Origin of the sequence: Rhodococcus sp. NPDC057135 (assembly GCF_042670865.1) — a bacterium.
Taxonomy (GTDB): Bacteria; Actinomycetota; Actinomycetes; order Mycobacteriales; family Mycobacteriaceae; genus Rhodococcus_F.
Map to the genome: position 1 here is coordinate 449467 of NZ_JBHUUU010000004.1, position 18864 is coordinate 468330.

Below are 18864 nucleotides of genomic sequence, written 5' to 3' on the forward strand. Positions count from 1 at the left end.
CGTCCCGGTCAACGAGACGAAAAGGGCATCCGCTCGCGCCGCGTCGATACGGTCCGGTCAATACTTCGCCACTACGAGGAGTGCCCATGAGCACCGATGTCGCCGTCACCACCGATCTCGAACAGATACTGCGCGCCCAGCAGGAAGCAACTCGCGCCGCCGGGCTTCCGTCCGCGCAGACACGACGCGAGCGCATCCAACGCGTCGTCGATCTCCTGGTCGCAAACCACAAGGATTTGACCGAAGCGATCAACGAAGACTTCGGCGGTCGAATTCCGGCCTACTCGGTGATGAATGACGTTCTGGGATCGATGGTTTCACTCAAGCACGTTCGTGATTCTCTCGAAGAGTGGATGATTCGCTCACCGAGAGCGACCGGAGCGATGCAGGACCAACTCGGTGCCACGGCGTACGTGTCGTACCAACCCAAGGGTTCGATCGGCATCATCGGAACCTGGAACGCACCACTCTTCACTCTCCTGAGTCCCCTCGCCTGCGCTCTGGGAGCGGGAAATCGCGCGGTTCTCAAACCGTCGGAGATCGTGCCCAACACTGCGGCCGTCCTGGCCGAGGCGGCGCGACGAACGCTCGACCCCGTGGAGGTCGCGGTGGTGACCGGCGGCCCGGAAGTCGCTGATCTGCTGACGTCCCTGCCTTTCGACCACCTCGTCTTCACCGGCAGCACGACCGTCGGCAAGCTGGTCATGGCCAATGCTGCGAAGAACCTTGTTCCGGTCACCCTCGAACTCGGCGGCAAGTCACCGAGCGTCTTGAGCCGCAGTGCCGATATCACCTCTGCTGCTTCGCGTTTGGCTATCGCGAAGTCGACCAACGCCGGTCAACTCTGCGTCTCTCCCGATCTGATCTACGTCCCACGCGAGAACACGGAAGCGTTCATCGGCGCATTCACCGATCAGTTCACGGGACTGTTCCCCACCATCGCCGACAACAAGGACATGGTCTCGATAGTCAGCGATCGTCACCTCGCACGCATCGAGGGGTACATCGAGGACGCCGAAGAACGTGGAGCACGAATCATCACCGTTCCCGACGAAGAACTCTCCGCTGACACTCGTCGACGCCCACTGCGAATTGTGGTCGACCCTCCGACCGACGCACAGATCATGAAGGAGGAGATCTTCGGGCCGGCCGTCGTGATCCTGCCGTACGACGAACTCGACAGCGTTGTCGCGGACATCAATTCACGTCCGAAGCCGCTGGCGCTGTACTACTTCGGAACCGATCTGGACGAGAAGGAGTCCGTACTCGAACGCACCGTCTCGGGTGGCGTCACCATCAACGACGCGATGTCTCACCCCGGACTGAGCGACGCACCCTTCGGCGGCGTCGGGGCTTCGGGTATCGGGCACTACCACGGGCGCGAGGGTTTCCTCGAGTTCAGTCACGCGCGAACGGTATTCGAAGCAGCGCAGCATGATCCGCGCGGCGAGTGGGGAATGCTCCCGCCTTACGGTGAGGGTTTCGAGCAGATGATGTTGGCTCAGGTCACGCCCTAGGGCCTCCGGCCCCGTGCGCCTTTTTGGTAGTTCGCGCTACCGGAAAGGCGCACCGGCAAGGCCTCGGCTGAGGAACTCCACCAACTGACCCGGCTCGGTGTCGTCCGACTCGATCAGTTGGATCAGCTCTTTCTTGTCTTCTACCGCAAGCGGTTCGATGCCACCGAAGGTGCGCATCGTGGACCCGGCCGGAAGAACACGAGCACACACGAGTGTGCCTGGCTCGAGGTTCAGCGAGCCCCACTCGTCCGTGACCTTCACCAGATGCCCGTTGCGGACGTCGCTGAGGGTCACCAACTGTCCCGGCTCCGTCGAGGCAACCTTGTACACCGAGCGCGCAATCTTCAACCACTCGTCGGCCAGTTCCCGCTCGTCGGAGGGCAGCAGTTCTCCGCGGCGCTCGACAAACGCCTCGAAGATGCCGACGTCGAACAAGGCAGCATCGACGGCCAAACCACCTTCGACGGCCAGCGTCAGTGCCTCTTCGCTGTTGAACTGCTCGGCACGAATGAGCGCGAGATCGAATACGGCGTCGAAGTACTCCGGCGTGCGCGAGAACAACTGAGCCTTGACGTAGAGCCAGCTGGCCCGGTCATCGAAAGTCACCTCGGACTTACCGAGATGGCAAACCTTGAACTTTCGACCGGAACCACACCAGCACTTGTCATTTCGACCGAGCTCAGGATGCTCGGCCGGTGCATAGCGCTGAAGAACCTCATGCAGAACTTCGGACTCGCCACCCTCGATCCGGCCCAGCAAAGCCAGCGCTCGCGTCACATCGCTGCGATCGGCCGCCAGTAGCGCCAGATCGAAGATCGCCGGAGTCCAGTCGGGATCAAGATCGTGCGCTGATTCGTACGACGCCTCAGCGGCCAGGATCTTGCCGAGACGGTCCGAAGCTTTGCCCGCCAGCCAGTGCGCTGCCGGCTTGACTCGGCGCGGCCCCTTCTCCGCGAGAGCAGTTGCAACAGAATGCAATGCGGAATCATGGTCATCGAGTTCGGACAACAGTTCCAATGCTGCCGCAGCCGCGGGCGGCTCGGCGATGCCGACGAAGGTCTGCGGATCCTCCTTGATCTGCTTGCGCGCCCAGTCCGAGACATCCTCGACGCCTTCGGCTTTCGCAGCCATGACCACATCGACGAAGGCGATCACCGACGCGGCTTCTTCGGAGTGCAGGTTCTCTCGAATCTCGAGCATCCTGGCCCGGTTCGCCAGGTGGTATGCCTCGAAATCGAAACCGTCCACCGCAACGTAGTCACCGTCGCGAACGTAACCTGCCGCGTCGAGCATCTCGCCCAGCGGGGCGGTCGGCTGACGGAACAGCGACGGCTCGTCGAGCATCAACTGCCAGACAATGGCATCGAGGGTGTCCGCACCGATGTCGGCAAGGACCGTCGCCAGGTTCTCGCCGAATCCGGGTGCGGGATCCAGTACCTCGGGGATGGTGCAGAGCGTCAACTCGCGGTCAGCGACGAACAATCCGATCAAGTCACCTGCCGAGCACTCGGCAAGGGTGTCGGTGTCGAGCAGAAAACCTTCGTCGTGCGGGAACTCCGGGTCTTCGATCCCACGATCAGCCAACAGATCGTCGTCGATCCCGCGATGCACGACGCTGATGCCGTGGATCTCGTCGTCGTCACGATCGAGGAAAACTCGCAGCATCATCAGATCGGGATTGGCGTCGAGAACGCCGGACTTGATCTCCGCTTCGGTGAGGCGATGGGTCAACACTCGATGCTCGAACAACGTGTCGAGTGCGGCGTACCGCTCCTCACTCAAGTATCCGAGCAGTGGGTCCTCGACGTACTCGACGAATTCGGCCATGTCCTCGGCTGTACCGTGCCCGGCATCAGCCAACAGGGTGCCCCAGTCCGCCGCTGTCTGCGGGCCGTGCTCACGCAACAACTCCATCGCGGCTTCGGCGATCAAGTCATTGGCATCCATCGGTTCGTTCACCTATCCAACTTTAACGGGGTCGACTCGATACATCGTCACCGGTCATCGGTCGAGTGATCGGCGCCTCCACGCGACTCACGCACCAGTTCGTCGGCGTCGAGATCCTCGGAAGCAAGAACCTCGAGAACCCTCGCGGCCTGCGATTGCGAAGCCATGACCACCACGCCCACCGCAAGCGCGCCCGTGGGGACCGTCAGGACCCGAGCACTGATCGCGTCACCGGGCTTGCCTTCGACCGAGTGCGAAACCGTGACGGTCTCCTTGGACCCACGATCGAGCAGCACGACACCGGTGTCCGAAGATTCGACCACTTCGTACACCGACCTGCTGGTTCCGAGCCACTGCGCAGCTGTCACTACTTCCGCCTCCGGGAGGAGTTCACTGCGTCTGGCCAGGAAGTCGGCAAAGATCCCACCCTCGAACAGAGCCACATCCAGTGCCGAGCCGTCGAAGATCGTGGTGGCGAGCAGTTCGTCCTCGGAGAGATTCTCGTTTTCGAGATCGTCGAGCCCGGTCACGGTGTCGACGAACTCGGAGGCAAAGGCAAACAGACATGCCTTCTTGTACAACCACCGACCGTCCGCCTTGACGGATTCATCCGCCTTTCCGAGATGGCAAACCTTGTACTTGCGGCCGGAACCACACCAGCACTTGTCGTTTCGCCCGAGTTCCGGGTGATCGGCTGGGACGAAGTCCTGCAGTACGGCGTAGAGATTCTCTTCACTTCCGCCGTCGATCCGCCCGAGCAGTGACAGTGCCCGGATCGCGTCGCCGCGGTCCGACGCGAACTGGGCCAGTTCGAACAAAGCAGGACCCCAACCAGATTCGGCAAGTAGCGCCTTCTCGTAGTGCGCTTCCGCTTCGAGGACGCGTCCCAGCCGATCGACGGCCTTACCGGCCAGCCAATGAGCCGCCGCCCGCACCGACCTCGGCCCTCGCTCGGCCAGTTCGGCTGCAAGCGCTTCGAGAATCGCATCGGTCACCGGATCCTGATTCCGAAATCCGAGATCGAACACTGCTACCGCTGCACCCGGATCTGCGAGTGAGACAAAAGAATCCGGGGCAGCGCTCACATGACGGTGGGCCCAGTCCGCGATATCGAAGTCGGCGATGACCGCGTCGGTGTATCCGCGATCCGCCAGATCGACAAACGCGACGGCAGAGACTGCCTCGTCGTGGGTCAGGTCGTAGGTACTGGCGACCAAGGCTGTCCGAATCTGCAGATCGTAAGCGTCGAAGTCGAATCCCCGACGCGCCAGCAATTCTCGCTCATGTTCGTAGCCTGCCGCCTCGAAGATCTCACCCAGCGGCGCAATGGGAACCGTGAAGAGTGACGGATCCGCGAGGAGGAGTTGCCAGCACACGGAATCGAGTGCCTCGACTCCGTCGTCCTCGAAAAGCTCGTCCAGGGCGGGAGCAAGATCGGGCTCGTCCTCGATCTCCACCAGGCGAAAAGCAAGTCTTCCGTCTTCGACGGCAAGACCGACGAGATCGCCGTCGGCACACTCGCCCAGGGTTCCGACCGGGAGAACCACAACTCGTCGACTCCGGAAGGGAGCACCTCCGCGTTCCAGGGCTGCTTCTTCCGCCAGGGCCACCCGGATCGCTCCGTCTTCGCCGCCGCCGAACGCCAAGATCGGTTCCAGGTCGGGGCTCGCGTCAAGGATGTCGGACGCAATCTCGAGCTCACTGAGCCGGTGAGTGAACACGAGCCCTTCGAGGGCCGCGTCGAGGGCGAAGTACTTTCCGTTGGGCAGGTACCCGAGCATCGGTTCGGACAGGTACTCGAGTACATCGGCCAACTCGGTCGCAGTTCCGTACTCCTCGAGATGGGTCGCCCACTCTTCGAGACTCAGCGGGCCTTGCTCGCGCAGAACAGCCACAGCAGCGGAGGCAATGGAACCAGCAGCGTCGTCGTCGAAATCAGTCACCCGCCAATGGTAGGCGACTTATTGCAGTCCACTGAGCCCCTCGCCCAGCACGGTCGCACCGAGGATCGCCAGGATGACCGCCATCATCACTGCGTTGTTGGCGGTCATCCATGCCTTCGCGGATGCGAGGATCTCGTCGGCTCGCTTGCCGGAGAACACCTTCACCAGGATCGGCGACGCGATGCCGACGCTGGCGATCACCGTGAAGACGACCGCCGCAACAATCTGTTGAGCAACAACATTCGTGGCGACCGCGATAGTGGCCGCACCGGATACCGCCAGCGCAGCGTTCTTGGGATTGACCGCCGCGGACAAGAACGCCAACCCGAAAGCCTTGCGCGGCGTCAATCCGTCGATGCTCTTCATCCACTTCGGAACTGTTGGATCACTTCCGTCTCTCGGTCGCGCTCGCCACTGCTTGTACGCCACTCCGAACAGAACAAGGCCCAACACGATTCGTACGACGCTCGACCACACCGATGTCTGGGACGACTCCGACTCCGCGAACGAGTGGTCCGCGATCACGATGGTCGCTGCAACGACCGCCGATATACCGAGCACCCACCCGAGGAGAAAAGATGCCGCCCCGCGATGTGCTCCGGCGGTAACCATCACGAGCACGATCACCGCCATGGGCATCGAGACGAAAAGCAGACCGAGGGCAAGAGGCAGAGACAGACCGATCGCGGCTAGCACCGAAAACCTCCAGTTGAATGCACGATCGATGACCGACGCGAAATCATGACGGGGGTGGCAGCATGACCTCGATGAGATGCGGACCGGGCTCCGCCAGCGCTGCGGCAAACTGCTCCGCCAACTCCTCCGCCGTGCTCGCCCGTGACGCCGGCACACCCAGGCCCTCGGAGATCTTGACGTAATCCATGTTCGGCGACGACAGATCCAGCATCGACTGTGCGACGACGCCGGCGCCTTCTGCGCCGACGCGTTGCAACTCGCCACGCAGAATGGCGTAAGCGCGATTGTTGAGCAGAATCGTCGTGACGTTCAACTGCTCTCGCGCCTGCGTCCACAACGCCGTGATCGTGTACATCGCGCTTCCGTCGGCTTCGAGATTGATCACCGGTCGCTCCGGCGCTGCCACCGCGGCGCCCGTCGCAACCGGAATTCCCTGGCCGATGGCCCCTCCGGTGAGCGTGAGCACGTCGTGGCGCGGCGCTCCGGCGAGGGCGATCGGAATCGCCCAACCGGAAGTGGCAGCCTCGTCGGAGATGATGGCATCGCCTGGCAGCAGGGCACCGATAACGTCTGCCCAATTTCGAACGTCCAGTGGCCCGCTCGGCAGTGCTGGCCGATTCGCTTCCTGCAGAACAGGTTCGACTCCCGGTGCCACGAGTTCTGCCACTGCTTCCAGAGCACCGGCAACATCGTCGCCGACGCTCGCCAGCGTTGTCACCGCAGCGCCCTCCGGTGCCAGATCGCTCGGTTTTCCGGGATACGCAAAGAACGAGACCGGCGAAACCGCGCCGGCCAGAACCAGCTGAGTTGTTCCGCGAAGTTGTTCGGTGGCGTGCTCGGCGAAGTACCCCAAGCGCTCGAATGACGGTAGCCCGGCGCCCCGTTGAAGCCTCGCTGGGAAGGTCTCGACCAGAATCTGCGCACCCGTCGCGACGGCGATCCGGGAAGCGGCGCGCAGTCCGGCTTCGGAACACGCTGCGCCGCCCAGCAGTAGCGTCGCGCGGCCCTCGGCATTGAGCGCGCCTACCACCGAGTCGATCTGTGATGCAGAAGCTTCCGCTCGCGCCGGTATGTCCCGAGGCTCCGCAAGCACTCCACCTTCGCCCCACGAGACGTCAGCGGGTAGGACCAGTGTCGCGATCCTTCCGGGCGAATCCATTGACGCGGCAACGGCGTCAGCCGCATCGCTACCGACGGTCGCAGTGGATTCGGAACGTCGACTCCACCCCTCCAGCCATTCGGTCAGCGCGTCGATGTTCGATTCGAGAGGAGCGTCGAAACCGTGATGATATGTCGCGTGGTCCCCGACGATGTTCACGATCGGTGTGTGGGCGCGGCGCGCGTTGTGAAGGTTCGCCAGTCCGTTCGCCATACCGGGGCCGAGATGGAGCAGCGTCGCGGCAGGCTTTCCGGCGATCCGTGCGTAGCCGTCCGCGGCACCGGTCACAGCGCCCTCGAACAGGCCGAGTACGGCGCGCATCCGGGGAACGGAATCGAGTGCGGCAACAAAATGCATCTCGGACGTTCCGGGATTGCCGAAGCACACCTCGACACCCGAGTCGACCAGACTCTGGATAAGCGACTGTGCACCATTCATATCGGTCACCTCTTCTTCATGAAAGCTGCGAATGCTTCTTGCGCTTCATCGGATCGTCGCCGTCTCGCGAAATGATCCGACTCCACGTCGATGGTTTCCAGCAGGGAATCGAGATGCGGTCGACGGAGCAGCATCTTCGTGAGCGCTACCGATTCAGCCGGGGAGTCTGCAATGCGAACTGCACGGTCCAGCGCCACGTCGAGTGCGGTGCCGGCCTCCACGACGCGATTGACCAGACCGGCTTCGGCGGCCTCGTCGGCGTCGAACATATCTCCGAGCATCAACAGCTCGGTCGCGCGTTTGAGGCCCGCGATCTGTGGCAACAAATAGCTCGATCCACCCTCGGGCGAGAGCCCGAGCGGAACGAACGGCAAGCGGAACCGCGTACCTCGTCCGGCAAACGCCAGGTCGCAGTGCAACAACATCGTGGTGCCGATCCCGACTGCAAACCCTTCGACCGCTGCGACAATCGGTTTACGTGCGGTGACAAGTGCGATCAACAGATCCTTGGCCTCACCGCCGTCCTCGCCGGCAGTGTCCTGAAAACTTCCGATGTCGTTACCACTGGTGAAGACACCACCGGCACCCGTCAGCACCGAAACCCGCACTGCATCGTCGCCGTCCGAATCCCGGATCGCGTTCGTGAGTTCGCGGTACGTCTTCGCGTCGAGCGCGTTGCGCCTCTCCTGGCGATCCATCGTGAGCAACCGAACTCCCGGTGTGTGCTCCTCGATCCGAACAGTCATCCGTACCTCCGTCGTAGCCGAGAGTCTCGATTCAAGCTACTAGGTCCGGAGTTCAGCGTTCGTAGCCCTTGCGCATATCGTCGACGATGCGTGGCCGGTCGAGGGTCGAGGGCTCCAACTCCCGCCTCGGGCGATCGCGCGGAAACACCGATGCCGACGCCAGCGTCGGCTCGTCGAGGAACCGTAATTCCGGCACATCAGCGGGCAGACGAAGGTCGGGTGGAGTGGATCCTGCTTGCGCGAGCACATATCCCCAGTCGCCGAAGCTCGGCACGAAGACGTGGTAGGGCGAGACACTCAGTCCGACAGCCGATACCGTCGACACCGTTCGCCAATACGCATCCGGTGTCGAGTACGGACTGCCGGACTGGACGACCATCAAACCGCCCGGATTCATCGCGGCAGCGGCAAGTCCGTAGAACTCCACGGAATACAACCTGCCCAGTGCGGGCGTGTCAGGATCCGGTAGGTCGACGATGACCGCGTCGAAACCCGGTTCCGGGCTTTCCCGTAACCACCGGAACGCGTCGTCGAGAACGACGTTCACCCGCAGATCCTCGAGGGCTCCCGCGTTCAGATCGCGAAGACGGGTGTTGGCCAATTCGATCACGGCCGGATCGAGTTCGACCTGGACGATCTGCTCGACGCTGTTCATCCGCAGCACTTCCCGTGCAGCGAGGCCGTCACCGCCGCCCAGAATCAGCACCCGCCGCGGATCGTTCACCAGTGCCGGGTACACCAGCGACTCGGTATAGCGATGCTCGTCGACACTGGAGAACTGCAGGTCTCCGTCGAGGAACAAGCGCACGTCGTTTCCCCGCTCGGTGACGACGATTTCCTGGTACACCGACCGCTCGGCGGCCACCACCGGATCGGTGTACAGACGCTGCCTCGACGTGGTCTCGATGTCCGAGGCCTCGATCAGCAGCCATCCGATCAAGCTCGCCGCCAACAGCATTGCGACGACGGCGATCGATCGTGCTCGCAGGCTGAGCTGCCACCGAAGAAGGATCAACGCGACAACTGCCGCGGCCACGAGGTTGATCATGCCGGTGAGCGCGGCGCCGCGAATCATGCCCGCCCACGGCAGCAGTACGAACGGCCACAGCAGGCCACCGATCAACGCGCCGAGGTAGTCGGCGGCATTGAGATTTGCCAGCACTTTTCCGGTGCTCTGTGCGTCGTTGTCGCTCCGACCGGATTGCAAGAGCGTCATCAGCAGAGGCACTTCGGCACCGACGAGGATGCCGATCAGCGCCGTTGCTGCCACCAGAACTGCTGCGCTGGAACCGAAGAAGGTGAAGGTCACGTACAGAGTGACGGCGCTGAATCCGCCGATCAGGCCGAGCAGTATCTCGACCGTCACAAACGAAACGGCAGCGTGCCCCAGCAGAGGTTTGGCGGCCAGCGCTCCGATACCCAGAGCCGCAACAAATCCCGCGACGATCAACGACGTCTGGGTGATGCCGCCGCCGGTCAGACTCACGCTCAGCGTCAACAGCGCCAGCTCGTAGATCAGGCCGCACGCAGCGCACGCGGCAACTGCCGCGAGGAGAAGCACACGTGCGCGCGGGCCGAGCATCGTCGAACGCTCGTCAACCCTCACATCGGGATCAGCGGCAACCATCAGGTGAGCGCTGCGGCGTTCACCAAACCGATGGACAGCAAGCTCACACCCACAGCCCACGCGGCGCCGCACATCTTCGGATCCTGCACCAGCGCAACCAGCTTGCCGGGAAGGAATGCGTTCATCAAACGCAGCGCGATCGCTTGCAACACGATCGCGAACAGTCCGTACACCGCGGAGTCGGCGAGCCCCTGAGCGAAACCGTCCGAACTGGTCAGGATTGCCGTCACCACGATGATCGCCAGCGCAAGATGGTTGGAAGCCAACAGAATCGCAGCATTCGGGTTCTTGTCGACGTACACCTGATGGCGGAGATTTCCGGGCGTCATGAGATCGAGGACAAGGAAACCCGTGGCCAGGACCGCTACGCCGACGGCGAAATAGGCGAGGGTGCCGAGAACGCCACCGACGAGCAATGCCGGATCCACCGTCCCGATCTCGACGGAAGTGGATGCAAAGATGTTCGTCACGCCGTTCTCCTTCTCATTGAGCATTACCGTCATTTGGCACTACCCGAGCCGCCGCTGCCGCTGCTTCCACCCGCTGGGGATCCCGGGTTGAAACCCGGCCCCAGGTACGCGTATCCGCCGCTGCGATACGTGCCGTCGATGTCCTCTACTTTGATGGTGCTGCCACCGCCCGAAGCTGAACTGACAGTGACGATGTCGTCGTCGTAGCGCAGATATTCGTTGCCGCCGTCAGCACTTCGCGCCGCCGGTTCGTCAGCGTCGACGATTCGCGACACCGTCGTACCTACTGGATCGTTCGACGAGTACAAAACGACGTCACCGTTCTGGGACGACTTGGAATAGTTGTCCGCGATGAAGTCCTTGGCTCCGCCACCGCACGCGGACAACGCAATTGCGGCCGCCACCATCACGGGCGGCAACCATGCCCGTCCCCTCACGGTTGCCACCTGCTACGTGTCTTCACGATCACTCCTGTCCCCTCCCCTGGGTACAAATGCCAACTCTGCCAACTCCACCCCTGTCGGTCTCGAACGCCACACAACGCGGTCAATGCCGTCTCGTCACCGGGAAACGATCCGCAGATCCAGCCGTCCTGACCGGCGGATTCTCTCAACGACGCAGCTTCCGAATCGAATTCGACTCGGTCCAGGACCGTTGAGGAAGACTCGAACCGGTAGTTTTCCGTGGACTCCACTGCGGGCAACGGTTCACCGCCGGCCGCAAGAGCATCACACGAAACCTGTTCGGTCAGCTCCTTTCCCGACACCCAGGCCGTCACCACGTGCGACGCCCCGAGCACCCCCAGCGTCAACGTCGCACCGGCAGTTTCGATCACCAACTCGGCTAGGGTCGGCGGCGCGGGAGCTCCCAGTACCAACCCCAGTGCAGCGGCGTCCACGTCGGTCGGTTCCACGTCGAGTAGATACAGACTCATTCCGGTGGGCCCGAGTGGATAACGGTGAGTTCGCTGCGCGTGACCGCTCGTCCCGTGGAAACCTCCCACGACTGTCCACGCGCCCACTTCTCGAATGCGATCAGGCCGGTCTTGTCGGCGGTTGCGTAGTCCGCGTATTCCATCGAACCGGCAGGGGCCGTACCCGTCGTACCCTCAGCAGTGAACTTCGCCGTTCCACTTTCGATCTTGCGGTGAACCTTGTCGTCGAGAATGACGTCGCCGTTCGGGACCAGGTTGGTTCCTTCTCGACGCATCCAGAGAGTCATCTCCAGTTCACCCTCGTCGTCCTCGACCGTCAGCCAGCGGCGACCGGTCGACCCGTCGAGAAGGTGCTCACGCCAGATGTACCCCTCTTCGTCAAGCGTGATGGTCCCTCGAACAACGTGGTCGATACCCGCGTACGTGATGATGTCGCCGACCCCGATCTTGTGGGGGTCGTACACCTCGGGATAGTCGGCGAGCGGGTCGACGCGGGCATTCGGCTTGCCCTGGCGTCCACGCAGGACCACAAACGCGACGGCAGCGATCACCACGAGTATCAGGACAACTATCAGCACGTTGGTCAACGGTTTCTCCGAAATCGTCTCGGCAGGGTTGCCGCGGGCCATACCCTACCGATCCGTTCTCAGCCTTTTCGGATGAGACTGCCGGCAATCCAGCCTGTCGCCGGCCCGGCAGGTCTCCAGCACCGCGGGCAGATCGAAAGACTGCCCCGGCGCACCTTTGCGTTTACGCTCAGCCCGAGGAACTCCGCGCGAAAGAAAGCCGGTCGACTGACGATGAGCAAGAACACGGAGCCGTCTGCCCGCACCGTCATGCACACACCACGATTCTGGTTGACACCATTGATAGTGGTCACCCTCTTGATGTCCGCGCTGGCAGCGCTGTACATGGGCGGGATCCTCGACCCCAAGAAACATCTGGACCAGTTCCCGATCGCCCTGGTCAACCAAGACGAAGGTGACACCCTCCCGGGCGGTGATCCCACCGATCGCAAGAATTTCGGAAACGACATAGTCGCCGGCCTCGAAAGCGGAATCGACCACCAGAAGATCGACCTGCAGCAGATCGGCATCGCCGAAGCACAATCACGGCTGAACTCCGGCACGCTGTACGGGGCGATCGTGATTCCCAGTGATTTCACGAAAAGGACGATCATCCTGGCGGAGGCGAGCGTCGTCGCCGGTGATGTAGAACAACCGATCATCACGATCTACACCAATCCTCGAGCCGGTTCCGTCTCCGCATCTCTGGTCCAATCGATCGGTACTACAGCGCTCGCGTCGGTCAACAAGAACATGGGCGAGCAGCTCACCACCCTTGTCACCGCGCAGTTGGAGGCGGGAGGCACCGGAACCCAGATCTCCGGAGCGAGCCGCCTGCTGCTCGACAATCCGGTGAATGTACTCACCGTGGCTCACGATCCGCTTCCCGACGGCACCGGATTCGGTTTGGTTGCATTCTATTTCGCGCTGCTGCTGGTACTTGCCGGGTTCACCGGAGCAACCGTCGTCAATTCGTTGGTGGACGGCATGCTCGGTTATGCGCCCACGGAATTCGGTCCACTCTTCGTTCAGAACGATGTGGTGGGTATCAACAGGTTTCGGACGCTGCTAGTGAAATGGGCGTTCATGATCGTGCTGTCCGGGATAGTCTCCGCGTTGTTCCAATGGATCAGTCGTGCCCTCGGTATGCCGGTCACTCACGGGCTTGCGTTGTGGGAGTACGGGGCGTTGGTCATCACAGCGGTCGGCATCACGGCAATGTCGGTGATGGCCGCGTTCGGCTCGTTGGGCATGTTGATCAACCTGTTCGTCTTCGTCATTCTCGCGCTGCCCTCGTCCGGCGGCACCATCCCCCTCGAAGCCAGCCCCAGGTTGTATGCCTGGCTGGCCCAGTTCGAGCCGATGCACCAGATTTACATGGGCACACGGTCGATCCTGTTCTTCGGTGCGCGCGGTGAGGCCGGCCTGCTGCATGCCATCTGGATGACGTTGGTGGGTCTCCTGATCGGCGTCGTACTCGGCATCGTGACCACCCGGTTCTACGACCGCAAGGGCTACGAACGCACCCATCGCCCCAAGGTGGCGTGACATGGTACCCAGCAGGTATTTGATCGAAACCTGTTGAGCCGATTCATTTCGATTGCGCGTTTCGGGAATCTTCGAGCCCCCTCCGCACGTTGTACAACTATGGCTAATTACAAAACAGTCAATCCCGCGACAGGTGAAACCGTCAGGGAATTCGATACTTTGGATGACGCCGGAGTTGAAGCCGCACTTGCGAACACGCATCGCGGCTACTTGACCTGGCGCAACAGTGCGCCTCAGCAGCGTGCGGCAGTCCTGAGCAAGACCGCCGAACTGTACACAGAGCGCGCAGACGAACTGGCTCGAATGATCTCGTTGGAGATGGGTAAGCCGGTCCGCGAAGCCAAGGGCGAAGTACAGCTCTCGGCCGCGATCTATCAGTGGTACGCAGATCACGGTCCCGCGCTACTCGAGGAAGAACGACTCGACGTTCCCGGGGCCGAGGAGTCGGTTGTGTACCGGCGACCGATCGGCGCTCTCATCGGCGTCATGCCGTGGAACTTCCCGTACTACCAAGTCGCCCGCTTCGCAGCACCGAATCTGATGCTCGGCAACACGATCATTCTCAAGCACGCATCGAACTGTCCGCAGTCGGCGTTGCTCATGGAAGAGATTCTGCGACAAGCCGGATTGCCGGACGACGCCTATGTCAACGTCTTCGCGACCAACGAGCAGATCGCGGACATGATCGCCGATCCGCGCGTTCAGGGTGTGTCACTGACTGGCAGCGAACGCGCAGGCACCAGCGTCGCGGAAACTGCCGGACGCAATCTCAAGAAGGTAGTTCTCGAACTCGGCGGATCCGACGTGTTCATCGTCCTCGATTCCGACGACTTGGATGCCACAGTCAAGTCAGCAACCAAGGCGCGGCTGTCCAATGCCGGCCAGGCGTGCAATGCGGCCAAGCGTTTCATCGTCACCGAAGATTTCTACGACGACTTCACCCGCAAGTTGGCGACTTCCTTCGAATCGGTCACTGCCGGTGACCCGTTGGACGAATCCACAGTCTTGGGTCCGCTCTCTTCGCAGAGCGCGGCAGACACTTTGATCGAGCAGATCGACGACGCGGTGTCCAAGGGCGCCACGCTGCTGACCGGGGGAAAGAAGATCGACGGCCCGGGCGCCTACGTTCAACCGACGTTGCTCGCAGACGTGACACCGGACATGCGGGCGTACAGCGAAGAACTGTTCGGACCTGCCGGCGTCGTCTACAAGGTCAAGTCGGCCAACGAGGCTGTGGAACTTGCCAATTCGTCGGTCTACGGACTGAGCGGATCCGTCTGGAGCAGCGATCTTGATTCCGCGCGGTCGGTAGCTGCCGATCTCGACGTGGGGATGGCGTTTGTCAACGAGCACGGTACGACGTTGCCCGGCCTGCCATTCGGTGGAGTCAAGCGCTCCGGAGTTGGCCGCGAGCTCGGCCCGTGGGGAATGGACGAGTTCGTCAACAAGAAGCTGATCCGTGTCTCGAAGAAGTAACTCGACGCAGAAGTAGTTCGATGCAGAAGTAACTCGATACGACGGAAGGCCCTGACCTCGATGGAGGTCGGGGCCTTTCCTCATAACCCACGGACCAGCGTGAGGGTCCGCTGCCTGCTCACTTGCTTGCCGGAGTGGCGGTCTGACGAATGAGACTCCAACCGAACCGAGACGCAACGAGAGCCACGAGCCAGCCCAACAAGGCACCCGCGAACGGAGTGGCGACGGCAGTGTAGATCGCCTCGTAGGAAACACCGACCGACACGGCGGAGCCTCCGACAAATGCGAAATCGGTCCGGTAGGCGAGGGTCGCCCACTCGACCAGAACAGAGACAGCAACAATCAGGAACCCCAATACGAAACCGAAGCCGGCCAGAAGAACATGAAGTGCACGCATCGGATCAGTGTGCCTGTAACGCCCACCCAGATGAAACCGACCTGCTGGTATGACACTTTCTCGAATTGCTCGCACTACCGCGATCGCCGCCGCCCTCTGCGCGAGCGCCGCTATCTGTTCCGCGACGTCAGCGTCCGCGGAGGTCGTCGACGTCACGATCATTCCCGGCCTCAGCAGCGGCCCGACAACGCCGTACGGAGCCGGCTGCACGTATCTGGTGGTAGCCAGGACAGCGGGGTTGGTCGAGCCGAACGTTTCGATAGTCGACATGAACCGGGCGTCGACCATGTTCCCGCAGGAATTGATCTGGGACACCGTCAATCCCTACTTCACCTTGCCGGTTGTGCACGGCCACGCCGTCACACTGTGGACTCCGACGGCGCCCGGTGAGCACTCTCTGATGGCCTACCAGACATCCGCGGGCGGGCCGGTCGCAACGGTCAACGTCAATCCGGCCACCCCGATCGGGCCGGGGTGCATCGTCGCGCCCTGAACCACCGTCCGTCAGCTCTCCAAGAAGTCGACGAGCACCCGGTTCAGTTCATCGGCGGGAACCATCGGAATGCTGTGGTGTGAAGCATCTTCCAACACCTCGACGCGCGCTGCGGGAACACGCTCACGTACTACCTTGGCCACTGTTGCCGCATCATGCACGCGCCCGTCCCGCGCGAGGACCACCAACAACTCGACATCCAGAGCGCTCGTGTCCTGCTCCGAAGGACGTTGAGGCACTACCAGATTGGGTCGTGGTAGATCCGAAGTGCCCAATTCCGCAAGTGAGAGCCAGTCGGAGTCGATGCTCAGCTCGCCTGTCTCCCACTCCAACAGTCGCCGTCGACGTGCTCGCGACGGCTTGAGCAACAACGGAAGCGCACGCAGAAGGTAGCCCGCCTTCATGCCGGAGAAACTCGAATTGGGATCGAGCAGAACAAGTTTCCCGACACGATTCGGTCGATACACCGCAAAGGCCAACGCAATCATCGCGCCGTAGGAATGTCCGATCACATCGACGGTGTCGCCGCCGGTGCAATCGACTATCGAGTCCATCCACTCGATCAGATCGTCGACGGACTTCATCCGATCACCACTCGGAATGCTGAGTCCGGCATCACCCAGGGTGTCGACGGCAAAAACACGCCGGGATTTCGACAGCGCCCCAACGTTGTCGAACCACACCGTCGAGGTGGCGCCTCCCCCGGACAGAAGGATCAACGGCTCCCCGTCTTCGGGTCCACAGACATTCACATGCGTGCTGCCGAACCGCCCCGCGAGATCCACACCCAGCGGTTTCTGCGGCCATTTGGTCAGTACAGCGTCGTATGCGCGATTGAAGTTCATCCCCACCCCCATTTCTCTCGATTATCGAGATAGTAGACAATCGAGAGACCACACACCAGGGCTGGGAGATATCCATGAGCGTCGGCGATACAGAAGGCGAAGCGATGGCGATCGTGCACTCGCTTCGCGCGCTGACCGTCGACTTGAACGTGGCGGTTTCCGGATTTGCGACCAAATACACGATGCACTCCACCGACGTGCGCGCGCTGATCTGCCTTCTCGACGCCGAGCGCTCGAACACACCGGCGACGCCAGGCTGGCTCGGCGCGCAACTGGGCATCAACTCGGCGTCGGTGACCGCGCTCGTCGACCGGATGGTCAAAGCGGGCCACGTAGCTCGGGAACGCGATTCGGCGGACCGCCGGCGAGTGATCTTGCAGGTCACACCAGCGGCGGTCACACTCGGCGAGAGCTTCTTCGGCCCACTCATTTCACGGGCAGTGAGCACCATCGGCAATTACACGGCCACCGAGCGAGCCACCATCGCGAGTTTCATCATGGCGATGCGAGCGGATGTGGAGCGGGCTCGCATCGATAGGGAGCCCTCCCGGTGACTTGCATACTTCCTGCCGGAGAACGTGCCTTTCTCGTCGACCTCGATTCCGAAGCCGACGTGCTCACGTTCACCGAAGCTCTGACGCGAAGCACCCCGGTCGGGGTCGAAGACTTCCTCCCCGCAGCGCGCACCGTTCTGGTCACCTGTAGCCCGACGGCAGATCTCACATACGTCCGGCAGTGCTTGAACGATCTGGAGCAGTCCAAGTCCGCTGCGATCGCGGACGCGCATTCCGAGACCGACCTGCTCACCATCTCCGTCAGGTACGACGGGCCCGACCTCGACGACGTCGCACAGTCACTCGGAATGACCCGATCCGAGGTGGTTGCGGCTCATACCGGGGCGATGTGGCGTTGCGCCTTCATCGGATTCGCACCCGGCTTCGCCTACCTGACTTCAGGCGACTCTCGGCTCGATGTACCGCGTCGAACTCAATCACGAACCGCTGTGCCTGCCGGTTCCGTCGCCCTGGCCGCTGGATACAGCGCGGTCTACCCGCGGGCATCACCGGGTGGCTGGCAGATCATCGGAAGCACCGACGCCGTGATGTGGGACCTGAACGCCACACCACCGGCCACCGTTCAGCCCGGCAGACGCGTGCGCTTCGTGGACGAGGAACAACGATGAACGGCCTGGAGATACTCGACACCGGGCCGCTGAGCCTGATTCAGGACCTTGGACGGATCGGTCATCTTCGCTCGGGTGTCGGGGTTTCCGGTGCGGCAGACAGGCGATCTCTCAGGCTTGGCAATCGGCTCGTCGGCAACGACGAGAGCGCGGCCGGCGTCGAAATCCTCCTGGGTGGGCTGAGTCTTCGAGCCCAGCAGCCGACAACGATCGCGTTCACCGGAGCGCAGGCACAGGCCTACCGCGACGGCACCCCGGTCGGGCATTCGAGCGTGATCTCTGTGCGGGCTGGTCAGACCGTCCGCCTGGACTACGCACCGAGTGGACTGCGGACGTATCTGACCGTCCGAGGCGGCATTGTGGTTCCCGAGATCCTGGGATCGCGCAGCACCGACACGATGTCCGGAATCGGTCCGGCTCCTCTCGAGCCTGGCGTTGTTCTCCCGATCGGGCCTTCGCCGACCGCGTTCTCACTCGTCGACCTCGCACCGGTGCCGCCGATGACAAACGAGACTCTCGCCATTCGAGTCCTATTCGGTCCGCGTGCAGATCGATTCACCAACCCCGAAACACTCGTCCAGGGCCGATGGGCGGTTTCGACCGACTCTGACCGAATCGGGGCACGCCTCGATCGCGTCGGCGCCGACGAACTGCTTCGACGCACCGATGACACCGAACTGCCCACCGAAGGCGTGGCACTCGGATCGATCCAGGTCCCACCCAGCGGCCAACCTGTCGTGTTCCTCGCCGACCACCCCATCACCGGCGGTTATCCGGTGGTCGGAGTAGTCGCGGACGCAGATATCGACCGGCTCGGCCAAGCCCGCCCGGGTCAGCACATCCGGTTCGTCGGCGCCTGAGCAGCGCCGAGCGTTCTCG

The 18864-nt window shown here is 62.3% G+C and carries 19 protein-coding genes; 7 read left to right on the top strand and 12 right to left on the bottom strand.

The genetic code is table 11. The annotated features are described in order from the left end of the window. Window positions 1-86 precede the first annotated feature (86 nt). Entirely contained in the window at window positions 87-1517 is a 1431-nt protein-coding gene (locus ACFT1A_RS10265; RefSeq protein WP_378446886.1) for a coniferyl aldehyde dehydrogenase, read from the top strand. Between the two features lie 36 nt (window positions 1518-1553). Here the strand turns inward: ACFT1A_RS10265 and ACFT1A_RS10270 are convergent, their stop codons facing one another. Genes ACFT1A_RS10270 through ACFT1A_RS10315 form a run of 10 tightly spaced genes read right to left on the bottom strand, consistent with a single transcriptional unit; the run spans window position 1554 to window position 12106 of the window. After that, window positions 1554-3476, bottom strand: coding sequence for an SEC-C metal-binding domain-containing protein (locus ACFT1A_RS10270; RefSeq protein ID WP_378446887.1), 1923 nt, complete (start codon window positions 3474-3476; stop codon window positions 1554-1556). Window positions 3477-3511: 35 nt separating this feature from the next. Next, window positions 3512-5407: an SEC-C metal-binding domain-containing protein gene (locus ACFT1A_RS10275; RefSeq protein WP_378446888.1), complete on the bottom strand. Its 1896-nt coding sequence runs from the start codon at window positions 5405-5407 to the stop codon at window positions 3512-3514. An 18-nt stretch (window positions 5408-5425) separates the two neighbouring features. Next, on the bottom strand, window positions 5426-6103 hold the full coding sequence (locus ACFT1A_RS10280; RefSeq protein WP_378446889.1) for a GAP family protein: 678 nt from the start codon (window positions 6101-6103) through the stop codon (window positions 5426-5428). A gap of 43 nt (window positions 6104-6146) precedes the next feature. Beyond that, on the bottom strand, window positions 6147-7709 hold the full coding sequence (locus ACFT1A_RS10285; protein ID WP_378446890.1) for an acetolactate synthase large subunit: 1563 nt from the start codon (window positions 7707-7709) through the stop codon (window positions 6147-6149). Next, entirely contained in the window at window positions 7706-8446 is a 741-nt protein-coding gene (locus tag ACFT1A_RS10290; protein WP_378446891.1) for an enoyl-CoA hydratase/isomerase family protein, read from the bottom strand. Before ACFT1A_RS10290 ends, ACFT1A_RS10285 begins: the two co-directional genes overlap by 4 nt. Before the next feature lie 52 nt (window positions 8447-8498). Then, window positions 8499-10073 (bottom strand): polyamine aminopropyltransferase, encoded by a 1575-nt coding sequence (locus ACFT1A_RS10295; RefSeq protein WP_378446892.1) that lies wholly within the window; start codon window positions 10071-10073, stop codon window positions 8499-8501. Next, on the bottom strand, window positions 10073-10576 hold the full coding sequence (locus ACFT1A_RS10300) for a DUF350 domain-containing protein (RefSeq protein WP_269068308.1): 504 nt from the start codon (window positions 10574-10576) through the stop codon (window positions 10073-10075). Before ACFT1A_RS10300 ends, ACFT1A_RS10295 begins: the two co-directional genes overlap by 1 nt. Beyond that, window positions 10573-10950 (bottom strand): DUF4247 domain-containing protein, encoded by a 378-nt coding sequence (locus ACFT1A_RS10305; protein WP_378446973.1) that lies wholly within the window; start codon window positions 10948-10950, stop codon window positions 10573-10575. Before ACFT1A_RS10305 ends, ACFT1A_RS10300 begins: the two co-directional genes overlap by 4 nt. A 26-nt stretch (window positions 10951-10976) precedes the next feature. Further along, entirely contained in the window at window positions 10977-11477 is a 501-nt protein-coding gene (locus tag ACFT1A_RS10310; RefSeq protein WP_378446893.1) for a DUF2617 family protein, read from the bottom strand. Further along, window positions 11474-12106, bottom strand: coding sequence for a DUF4178 domain-containing protein (locus ACFT1A_RS10315; RefSeq protein ID WP_230815187.1), 633 nt, complete (start codon window positions 12104-12106; stop codon window positions 11474-11476). The genes ACFT1A_RS10310 and ACFT1A_RS10315 overlap by 4 nt, the downstream gene beginning before the upstream one ends. Before the next feature lie 171 nt (window positions 12107-12277). Here ACFT1A_RS10315 and ACFT1A_RS10320 point away from each other — a divergent pair, with 171 nt between their 5' ends. Then, the gene (locus tag ACFT1A_RS10320; protein WP_378446974.1) at window positions 12278-13591 is read left to right on the top strand and encodes a YhgE/Pip domain-containing protein; all 1314 of its coding nucleotides are present in this window, start codon (window positions 12278-12280) and stop codon (window positions 13589-13591) included. 99 nt (window positions 13592-13690) lie between these two features. Further along, window positions 13691-15067, top strand: a complete 1377-nt coding sequence (locus tag ACFT1A_RS10325; RefSeq protein ID WP_378446894.1) for an NAD-dependent succinate-semialdehyde dehydrogenase — start codon at window positions 13691-13693, stop codon at window positions 15065-15067. Between the two features lie 118 nt (window positions 15068-15185). Here the strand turns inward: ACFT1A_RS10325 and ACFT1A_RS10330 are convergent, their stop codons facing one another. Continuing rightward, the gene (locus ACFT1A_RS10330) at window positions 15186-15464 is read right to left on the bottom strand and encodes a hypothetical protein (RefSeq protein ID WP_378446895.1); all 279 of its coding nucleotides are present in this window, start codon (window positions 15462-15464) and stop codon (window positions 15186-15188) included. Between the two features lie 49 nt (window positions 15465-15513). Between ACFT1A_RS10330 and ACFT1A_RS10335 the strand changes: the two genes are divergently transcribed. Beyond that, window positions 15514-15957, top strand: coding sequence for a hypothetical protein (locus ACFT1A_RS10335; RefSeq protein ID WP_378446896.1), 444 nt, complete (start codon window positions 15514-15516; stop codon window positions 15955-15957). 11 nt (window positions 15958-15968) lie between these two features. Here ACFT1A_RS10335 and ACFT1A_RS10340 read toward each other — a convergent pair whose 3' ends face one another. After that, window positions 15969-16802 (bottom strand): alpha/beta fold hydrolase, encoded by an 834-nt coding sequence (locus ACFT1A_RS10340; protein WP_378446897.1) that lies wholly within the window; start codon window positions 16800-16802, stop codon window positions 15969-15971. A 74-nt stretch (window positions 16803-16876) separates the two neighbouring features. Here ACFT1A_RS10340 and ACFT1A_RS10345 point away from each other — a divergent pair, with 74 nt between their 5' ends. From ACFT1A_RS10345 to ACFT1A_RS10355, 3 genes are read left to right on the top strand one after another with little or no spacing between them, the layout of a single operon-like run. After that, on the top strand, window positions 16877-17356 hold the full coding sequence (locus tag ACFT1A_RS10345) for a MarR family winged helix-turn-helix transcriptional regulator (protein ID WP_378446898.1): 480 nt from the start codon (window positions 16877-16879) through the stop codon (window positions 17354-17356). Next, the gene (locus ACFT1A_RS10350) at window positions 17353-17985 is read left to right on the top strand and encodes an allophanate hydrolase subunit 1 (protein ID WP_378446899.1); all 633 of its coding nucleotides are present in this window, start codon (window positions 17353-17355) and stop codon (window positions 17983-17985) included. Before ACFT1A_RS10345 ends, ACFT1A_RS10350 begins: the two co-directional genes overlap by 4 nt. Continuing rightward, a complete protein-coding gene (locus ACFT1A_RS10355; RefSeq protein ID WP_378446900.1) occupies window positions 17982-18845 on the top strand; it encodes a biotin-dependent carboxyltransferase family protein in 864 nt (287 codons plus the stop codon). The genes ACFT1A_RS10350 and ACFT1A_RS10355 overlap by 4 nt, the downstream gene beginning before the upstream one ends. Window positions 18846-18864 lie beyond the last annotated feature (19 nt).